Source organism: Gemmatimonadales bacterium (assembly GCA_036279355.1).
In the GTDB taxonomy this organism is placed as follows: Bacteria; Gemmatimonadota; Gemmatimonadetes; order Gemmatimonadales; family GWC2-71-9; genus DASQPE01.
In genome coordinates, this window is the sequence record DASUJH010000034.1 from 156,569 (window position 1) to 165,677 (window position 9,109).

A 9,109-nucleotide genomic window follows, 5' to 3' on the forward strand; every position below is an offset into this window, starting at 1 on the left:
CCCATGCATGCCTCCCGAGAACGGCCCCGGCAACAGAAGCGCGACTTCCTCGCCATCCCCGACCTGAGCCGGCCCGAGCTCATCGCGCTGCTCGAGCTCGCGGCGCGCATGAAATGCGGCGAATACCGCGAGCGGCCGCTGGCCGGCAAGACGCTCGGAATGATCTTCGCCAAGAGCTCGACCCGCACCCGCGTCTCGTTCGAGGTGGGCGCGTTCCAGCTCGGCGGCCACGCCCTCTTTCTTTCCTCGCGCGATATCCAGCTCGGCCGCGGCGAGCCCATCCGCGACACCGCCCGCGTGCTGAGCCGCTACCTCGACGGCATCATGATCCGCACCTTCGACCACGCCGACGTCGAGGAGCTGGCCCGCTACGCGAGCGTCCCGGTGATCAACGGGCTCACCGATCTTCTTCACCCCTGCCAGGTGCTGGCCGATCTGCTCACGGTGCGCGAGGCGCTCGGCGGCTGGGAGGGGAAGACGATCGCGTGGGTGGGCGACGGCAACAACATGGCGCATAGCTGGCTCAACGCCGCGGGCGTGCTGGGCTTTTCCATTCGACTCGCGTGCCCCGCGGGCTACGAGCCGAACCCCGGTATCGTCGAGCGAAACCGTGCGCTCACCGACGTGCTCCTCACCCACGACCCCGCCGAGGCGGTCGAGGGCGCCCACGTGGTGAACACCGACGTCTGGGCCTCGATGGGTCAGGAGGCGGAGCAGGAAGAGCGCGCCCGCGCCTTTCAGGATTTCATGGTGGACACGGCACTCATGCGCCGGGCCGACCCGCGCGCGATCTTCCTCCACTGCCTGCCGGCGCATCGCGGTGAGGAGGTGGCGGACGAAGTCATCGAGGGACCGCAGTCGCGCGTCTGGGACGAGGCCGAAAATCGGCTGCACGCGCAGAAGGCGCTGATGGCCGTGCTGATGGGCGGCGCGCGCGTTGCGCCACCGCGCGGCGCGTCAAGCGATGCCTGAGCTGCGCGAGACCCCGCTCGCATCGGTGCACCGCGCGCTTGGCGCCCGCATGGTGCCGTTTGCCGGGTATGATATGCCGGTGCAGTATCCCACCGGCATCATCGCCGAGCATCAGGCGGTGCGCACCGGGGCCGGGGTGTTCGACGTTTCGCACATGGGCGAGTTCGAGATCACCGGCCCGGACCGGAACGCCTTTCTCAATCGCATCACCTGCAACGATGTTACCGCGGTCGGACCCGGAGGCGTGCAGTACTCGGCCATCCTGACGCCCGAAGGCACGGTGGTCGACGACTGTACGCTCTACCGCTTCGACGACAAGTGGATGGTGGTCGTGAACGCGGCGAACACGGCGGCTGCGTGGAAGCATCTGGTGGACCATAAGGGCGGCGCCAACATCCGGCTCAAGGACATCTCGGACGCGGTGGGACTGCTCGCGCTGCAGGGACCCAAAGCCGAGGCGCTCCTGCAGCCGCTCACCGGCACCCGGCTCGCGGACATCGGCTATTACCGGTTCACAGCGGGCCAGGTGGCCGGCGCCGACTGCTTCATTTCGCGCACCGGCTACACCGGCGAGGACGGCTTCGAGCTGTACTGCCGCGACCGGAGCCTGGGCCCGCTCTGGACCGCGCTCACCTCCGCCGGCGCCACGCCGGCGGGGCTCGGCGCGCGCGATTCGCTCCGGCTCGAAATGGGCTACGCGCTCTACGGGCATGAAATCGACCGCACCATCACGCCGCTCGAGGCAGGGCTCGGCTGGATCGTGAAGCTCGACAAGGGCGCGCCGTTCGTGGGCGACGCGGCCCTTCGCGCGCAGCGGCAGCGCGGCGTCACGCGCAAGCTCGCGGCCTTCACGCTGCTCGGCCGAGGCATTCCGCGCCAGGGCTCGCAGGTACGGTATGGCGGGCGCGAGGTGGACGTAGTGCGGAGCGGCGCGATGAGCCCCTCGCTTGGGGTGCCAATCGGTACCACGTTCCTGCCGCCCGGCGTGGCCACGGGGACCGAGTTCGAAGTGGAGATACGAGGGGAAAGCGTGCCCGCGAAGGTGACGAAGAGGCCCTTTTGGGAGAAGGGCAGTGTGAAGAAGGGGCAGTAAAGGGGCGGTCGGGGCGGTAGAGACGGTAAGGGGTCTTGTGAGAGCTGCGATTCTTACGATTTCGGATGCGGGGGCGCGGGGGGAGCGCGCGGATACCTCGGGGGACGCGATTGCGGCGTGGGCCGCGGCGCGGGGGTATGTCGTGGCTTCGCGCGAGCTCGTGCCGGATGAGGAGGCAGCGATCGGAGCCGTGCTCAGGCGCTGGGCCGACGAGGACGCGGCTGACCTCGTGCTCACCACCGGCGGCACCGGGCTCACGGCTCGCGACATCACTCCCGAGGCAACCCGCGCGGTGCTCGACAAGGAGGCGCCGGGAATTGCCGAGGCGCTCCGGTACAGCGTGTACCCCCGGTTTCCGCGCGCGGCGCTGTCGCGGGGCACCGCAGGTGTCCGTGGCCGCACTCTCATCGTGAATCTGCCGGGAAGCCCCGGCGGCGTGCGCGACGGGCTCGGCGTGCTGGAAGGATTGGTCGATCACGCGGTCGAGCTGGTGCGCGGTGCAAGGACGGCGCACGAGCATCCCGCACGGTGACGGACGTCGTGAGCCACCTTGTGCGTAGCGCGGCGCGCGGGGGAGCTGGTTAATGGCGTCGCAGGTGCTGATCACGATGGACGATCTCGAGACCGCCGTGCGGGTGAACGCGGGCCTCGAGGCCGCGGGCTTCACCACCGCGATGTTTTCCTCCCTCGACGATGCGCGCGGGTCGGTGCGGCGGGAGAATCCCGACGTCGTGATTCTCACCGGCGCGGTGCACGAGGCGCCAAACCTTCAGCTCGCGGCACTCGCGCGCGACGCCGAGATCTCGACGCTCGCGCTGCTCGAGCCCACCGACTCCGAGCGGGCGGAGCGGGTAGCGCGCCTGGGTGTCACCGAGGTGATGACGAAGCCGGTGGCGCCCGACGATGCGGTAGCCACCGCGCGCCGGCTCATCGAGCGGCGGCGCCTGCAGGCGCGCACCGGCATCATCGGCGAGAGCGCGGCGATCCAGGAAGTGCTCGTGAAGATCGAGCAGATGGCGCCGGTCTCGAGCACCGTGCTCATTCAGGGCGAGAGCGGAACGGGCAAGGAGCTGGTCGCCAAGGCCATCCACGATCTGTCGCCCCGGCGGGACGAAGCGTTCGTGGCGGTGAACTGCGCGGCGCTCCCGGAAACGCTGCTCGAGAGCGAGCTCTTCGGCCACGAGAAGGGCTCCTTCACCGGTGCCGCGGAGCGGAGGCTCGGTCGCTTCGAGCTGGCGGACGGCGGCACGATTTTCCTGGACGAGATCGGGGAGATTCCGCTCAGCGTGCAGGTGCGGCTCCTCCGGGTGCTCGAGAGCCGCTCGTTCTTTCGGGTGGGCGGGGTGCAGCCCATCCGGGTGAACGTGCGCGTGCTCGCGGCCACCAACCGCGAGCTCAAGGAGCAGGTGGCGCTGGGCGAGTTCCGCGACGACCTGTTCTACCGGCTCAACGTCCTGCACATCTACCTTCCACCGCTCCGGGAGCGGCGCGAGGACATTCCGCTCCTGGTGCGGCGATTCGTGCGCGAGCTGGCCCGGCAGCACGACCGTACCTTCCGCGGCATCACGCCGGAGGCGATGAACCGGCTGGTGAACGCATCGTGGCCCGGCAACGTGCGCCAGCTCCGCAACCTGATCGAGTCGATGGTGGTGCTGGCGCCGGGGAGCGAGATCCGGGCGGCGGACATTCCGGCCGACGTGTTCGATGGCCCGGGCCGGCTGCTGCCGGCTCGGCTGCCGGCCATGAACGGTGGGGACCTGGGCGGGCGAGACCTGCCGGCGCGGGAGCTGGAGTTCATCCTCCGGAGCCTGGTAGATCTCCGGCGTCAGGTGGAGGAGCTGCGCCATCGGCTGGACGAGCACCCACAGAGGGTGCAGGTGATCGACCTGGCGGAACACGGCTCGGTGGTGGACCTCATGCCGGACCTCGAGCGGGAGGACGCGAACGAGGTGATCTACCGCGCTGGCATGACAATGGCTGATGTGGAGCGGGCAACCATCGAGGCGGCTCTCCGGGGGTCCGCGGGCAACCGGCGCAGGGCGGCGGAGGTCCTGGGAATCGGCGAAAGGACCCTCTACCGGAAGATCAAGAGCTACCGGCTCGACGGCTGAAACCGACCAGAGGGCCCGATTCGGGCCATAACGCTTTGATAGTGAACATCTTGTGGTCACCCGGGCCGCCGGAGGCAGGGCACTGCCGCGCACCGGGGGTTCGGTGTCGCATTCGTGGCTGGATGCCTAAATATTTGTCAGTTAACAGCTTGCATGGGGTCACCTGTTGACAGTTCTCAAGTCGCTTCCGTATATTCTCGGGTCCGTGCTTCAGACCGAATTTTCGTCGGGCCGGCAACCGTGAATTTCGCGATTGATCCGGAGCGGTGCGTCGCGTGTCTCGCGTGTGTGCGGGTCTGCCCGACCGATGCAATCGTTATCACCGCGGGCGAGCCCCGGCCGCTGTTGCAGGTCGACGACGAGGCATGCATCCGCTGCGGCGACTGTCTGCCGTCGTGTCCCCATGATGCCGTGACGGTGAGCGGCGAGGTTGGGCGGGCGCTCGCGATCGCAGCACAGGGCGGCGGAGTCCTCATTCTCAGTCCCGAATCGGCGGCCCACTTCTATCCGGCGACACCGGAGCAGGTGGTGAACGCGTGTTATGCGGCGGGTTTCCGCACGGTAACGCGGGGCGTGATCGGCGACGAGCTGGTCGCGGCGGAGTATCTGAGGCTCTGGGGGGAGGAAGATTGGGGCACGCTGATCAGGTCCACCGATCCCGTGGTGGTCGAGACCGTGCGCACCCGGTATCCCGAGCTCGTTCCCTATCTTGCGCCGGTGACGATGCCCGCCGTGGCGGAGGCGCGCTACCTGCGCGCGCTCCAGGGCCCCGGGCTCAGGATCGTGTACGCCGGGGTTCCGCTGCCCGCTGGCAGCGCCGATCTCGATGCGACCATCACCTTTCATGATCTCGAGGAGCTGCTTGGCGTGCGCGGGGTATCGCCCGCGGCGCAGCCGCCCTATTTCCACCGGGTGCCCGAAGAGCGCCGCCGCCACCTGAGCGCCGCGGGCGGCCTGCCGCTCGCGTTGCTCGAGGAGGCGCGGCAGTCGAGCCGCCGTTTCCTCAAGCTGCGTGGGCTCGCGGCGCTCCCGGCGCTGGCCCGGGCGGTGGCGGTCGACCGGCTCGATCTCGGTTTCGTAGACCTGCTCTCGCGCGAGGGCGCGCTCGACCATCCGCTCTCGGGGCCCGAGGACGAGTTGTTCTGGCGCCGCGCGCTCGTGGCAAGCACGGAGCCGCCGCGGAGCCGCTCGCCGGTGGTGGACACGGGGGTGGTCGCCAGCGTTGGCGCCGCGTTCGACATCAAGCCGCGGCCGCGCCTGCCGGACCCGGAGGCGGTGGCGGCGGTGCTCGACCAGATCGGCCTCGGGCCCAACGGCCGGCCGTGGGATTGCGGCGCGTGCGGCTACACCACCTGCCAGCGATTCGCCGAGGCGGCGGTGGTGGGCCGGGCGACGCTCCGGCAGTGCACGCCGTACCAGGAGCGCCGCGCGGAGGAGGCCCAGCAGGCGGCCGCGGTGGACCAGCTCACCGGGCTCTCGACCTATCGCGTGCTCAGGGATCGCCTGGCGTTCGAGGTCGAGCGGAGCAAGCGCAGCAGCGAAGGCTTCGCGGTGCTCTTCCTCGATCTCGACCGGTTCAAGTCGGTGAACGATCAATACGGCCACGAGTGCGGCAACGAGGTCCTGCGTTCGGTGGCCGACGAAATCCGCCATGCGGTGCGCGCGTCGGACGTGGCCGCGCGCTACGGCGGCGACGAGTTCGTGGTGATCCTCACGCGGACCGATCTCGAGGGCGGCGCGCGGGTGGCCGAAGCGCTCCGCGCCGGCATCGAGGGCGTGGGCCGGCGGCTCGGCTATCCGCCGGGGCTCATCACCGTGAGCGTCGGGCTCGCGGAGTTCGATCCGCGGCAGCCCACGGACGGCGATCTCCTGGTAACGGCCGACCGCGCGCTCTACCGGGCCAAGTCGGCGGGCCGGAACGCGGTGGCGTGAGCCTGGCGCCGCGAGCCGGCGCCGCGTGGCAGGGGAGCGAGTGGTGACCAGCGAGAGGAGACATGACCGCATCTCGAGGTGAGAGCACTGTGACCGGATCGTTCAGTCCGCGCTCGCCGGAGCCGGAGCCGATGGGGCGTGGCGGGGCGGGCGGCGCCGAGGCGTTGCCGGACCCCTGGGGCGTGCGGCGCGCCGAGAATCTGCTCACGACGCTCGAGGGCGTACTGTCGGCGCGGGTGGTGACGACCCCGCTCGGCGAGGTGAGCGAGATTCACGTGCTGGCACAGTCGGGGCTGGCACCGAAGCAGATCGTGCGCAACATCGAGTCGGCGCTGCTGGCGCAGCTCGGCCTCAAGGTGGATCACCGGAAGATCAGCATCGCGCAGACGGCGGAGGTGCGGCCGCTCGAGGCGCTGGAGCGCGAGGCGGTGCGTGAGCGGGCGCTCCATCGCGCGGTGCTGTTCGAGAATCTCACGGCGGCGCCGGGTCGGCGACCGCACCGGGTGGTGATCACGGTGACGCTGTCGTTCCGGGGGCAGACCGAGTCGGCGGAGGAGGAGACGAGCGACACGCCGCGGAGCCGAGTAGAGGCGGCGGCAAAGGCGGCGGTGGGGGTGCTCGACCGTCTGCTGAACGATCATTCGGTGGCGCTCGAGGGGGCAAAGATCGTGGAGGCGTTCGATCGCGAGTTCGCATTTGCCGCGGTGCAGGGGCTGGGCGGGCGGGAGACGCTCCTGCTCACGGGCACGGCGCAGATCAAGGAGAGCGCGGAGCGCGCGGCGGTGCTCGCCGTGCTGGACGCGACGAATCGGTGGACGGAGGCGCGCCGGCCGGAGTGAGCGGCGTTATGGGCATAGTGCTGAAGCAGGGTGGGTGTTGAAGCGGGGTGTGGTGGAACGGGTCACGCATCAGGCTGTTTCACGCGCACGAAGGAAAGGAACCTGCGGGAGGGGACCCCGGTCGCCGCGGTAGGAAACATCGAGCGGAGACGAGCGGGCAACTGATCAAGCGGAGCGTCTGGTAGGCCATAGCGGGGCTTGCCACTTCCCGGAGTACTCATGTACCCGAAGGGAGGTGACGCTCATGTTGAGGATCAGCTGGCTCTCGGCGGCGGCGCGGTTGCTGACTAGCCCTGTCCACTTCTTCACGGCGGCGCTTGGGCTGTCGGAAACGCAATACTGGGGCAGCTAGTCGTAATCGGGATCCCCTCCCCACAGCCATGTCATCGATCGCGGCTCACCTCCGGATTCGCCTCTACGCCTATGTCGCGGCTGTGGCCTTAGGTGGTGTAGCTGCGCTTGCAGCAGCCTGGCACGGCGCATTGGCATTTCCTGGATGGTGGCCTCTCGGTTGTTTCTTCTTGGTCGCCACGATACTCGAAGGCACACTCACGACCCGTCTGCGTATGTCAGGCACGGGGTCGATGGTGTTTGTAGCTCACCTCGCCGCCATTGTGGTCGTGGGGCCATTCTGGGCAGCCAGTGTCGCTGCTTCATCAAACGTTATCGGCAGCATCGTCCGCGGGAACGGGTGGCCAAAGGTTGTGTTTAATTCAGCCCAGATCATCCTTGCCGTGCTCGGCGGCGCGTACATTTATCGGGCTTTCGGTGGTGGATTTCCACCGGCCTACTTTGCGTCAGGTGCAGAGCTTTCGATGCCGGAGGTTCAACGCGATCTCGGACTCTTTTTTCTAATGGCACTGATGTACTTCGCAGTGAATGCAACTGCAGTAAGTGGTGTGCTGGCGCTTAGCTCTGGACGTGCCTTCCGCGAAGTCTGGAATTTGAATGCGCGGGGCGTGCTCGCCTACGATGTTTGTGCGAGCTTGCTCGCTTTGCTAATGGCCTCAGCCTACGAGGTGTTCGAGCACTGGTTCGGGTTCGGTTCAATCGGTGTGATCGCGCTCGTCCTGCCGATTTTGGCCGTGCGCCATGTATACGGCCTGTACCGACAATTGCAGGAGAGCGGACAAGAGCTTCTCGAAGTAATGGTCAAGGCCATCGAGGCCCGTGACCCCTACACATCTGGGCATTCACGGCGTGTAAGCCAGATGTCCCGAACGATTGCAACGGAACTGGGTTTGCCCGCGCGGGAAATTGAACAGGTCGAAACCGCGGCGCTCTTGCACGATGTGGGAAAGATTCACGAAGAATTTGCGCCACTTCTCCGCAAGGAGGGCCGTTTGACCCCGGAGGAGACGACGCTCATGCAGACACACGCTGCACGGAGCGCAGATCTCGTTGGAATAATTTCGAAATTCCGCGGCCCAATTCAGCTTGCAGTCAGGCACCACCACGAACGGTGGGATGGTCGGGGCTATCCTGATGGCATTACCGCCGAACGTATCCCGCTCGGGGCGCGCATCATTCTGGTCTCGGATACGATCGACGCCATGACGACAGATCGACCGTATCGTAAGCGGCTGCCGCTCGATACCGTAGTCGCCGAGTTGCTAAAGCATCAAGGCACACAGTTCGACCCGCGAATCGTTGCGCTCGCCATTTCCTCAGTGGCGGTCCGGCGTCTAATCGCCGAGCCAGGTTCCCGATCAGCGCCCGCGGAGCACCGCTCCGCTGGCGTCGGTCGTCTAAGCCGGGCGGCCGCGGGGATGTGGAGGGTGGACCGGGCGCAATCTTAGTTGTTATCAGCGAGGTTCGTAGGAACCAACCTTCGACCATCCAGGCTAAACGCCCACCCCATCGCGCAGATTACTTGCGTCGGCAGTGATTCCGAGCGAGCCCTGGCGCAGGATCTGGTTGGCGGCAGCGGGCGGCAAGGCAGCTAGTCTATGGCGGAGACTGTCATAGCTCGGCCGGGGATCATCGTGCGTTCGAGTGGCCACAAATGCTGCCGCGGCTAGCACCTCCACTTGGTCGATGAAATCCAATTCTGCCAGGCGTTCCTTGAGCGCAAGAATTCGCTGAGTTGCCACCGACAGTTCCTGGTCGGTGGCCGCTGTGAGTGCAGTCCATATCGCAAAGCGCCCCTCGAAGTGTGCAAT

Annotated in this window: 8 protein-coding genes; 7 read left to right on the top strand and 1 reads right to left on the bottom strand. The window is 67.5% G+C overall.

What is annotated here, in order from left to right:
- The first annotated feature begins 3 nt into the window (after positions 1–3).
- The 7 genes from argF (at position 4) to VFW66_09850 (ending at position 8,746) form a co-directional block, all read left to right on the top strand.
- Positions 4–972: an ornithine carbamoyltransferase gene (gene argF / locus VFW66_09820; GenBank protein ID HEX5386985.1), complete on the top strand. Its 969-nt coding sequence runs from the start codon at positions 4–6 to the stop codon at positions 970–972.
- On the top strand, positions 965–2,065 hold the full coding sequence (gene gcvT, locus VFW66_09825) for a glycine cleavage system aminomethyltransferase GcvT (GenBank protein ID HEX5386986.1): 1,101 nt from the start codon (positions 965–967) through the stop codon (positions 2,063–2,065). The genes argF and gcvT overlap by 8 nt, the downstream gene beginning before the upstream one ends.
- A 37-nt stretch (positions 2,066–2,102) precedes the next feature.
- Entirely contained in the window at positions 2,103–2,597 is a 495-nt protein-coding gene (locus VFW66_09830) for a MogA/MoaB family molybdenum cofactor biosynthesis protein (protein HEX5386987.1), read from the top strand.
- A 52-nt stretch (positions 2,598–2,649) separates the two neighbouring features.
- Complete coding sequence (locus VFW66_09835; protein ID HEX5386988.1) at positions 2,650–4,176, top strand: sigma-54 dependent transcriptional regulator; 1,527 nt, start codon at positions 2,650–2,652, stop codon at positions 4,174–4,176.
- A gap of 240 nt (positions 4,177–4,416) precedes the next feature.
- The gene (locus tag VFW66_09840) at positions 4,417–6,108 is read left to right on the top strand and encodes a diguanylate cyclase (GenBank protein ID HEX5386989.1); all 1,692 of its coding nucleotides are present in this window, start codon (positions 4,417–4,419) and stop codon (positions 6,106–6,108) included.
- An 89-nt stretch (positions 6,109–6,197) separates the two neighbouring features.
- On the top strand, positions 6,198–6,947 hold the full coding sequence (locus VFW66_09845) for a hypothetical protein (GenBank protein ID HEX5386990.1): 750 nt from the start codon (positions 6,198–6,200) through the stop codon (positions 6,945–6,947).
- A gap of 380 nt (positions 6,948–7,327) precedes the next feature.
- Positions 7,328–8,746: an HD-GYP domain-containing protein gene (locus VFW66_09850; protein HEX5386991.1), complete on the top strand. Its 1,419-nt coding sequence runs from the start codon at positions 7,328–7,330 to the stop codon at positions 8,744–8,746.
- A gap of 45 nt (positions 8,747–8,791) precedes the next feature.
- Here the strand turns inward: VFW66_09850 and VFW66_09855 are convergent.
- Positions 8,792–9,109, bottom strand: a 318-nt coding sequence (locus tag VFW66_09855) for a hypothetical protein (GenBank protein HEX5386992.1), incomplete at its 5' end; no start/stop codon positions are given.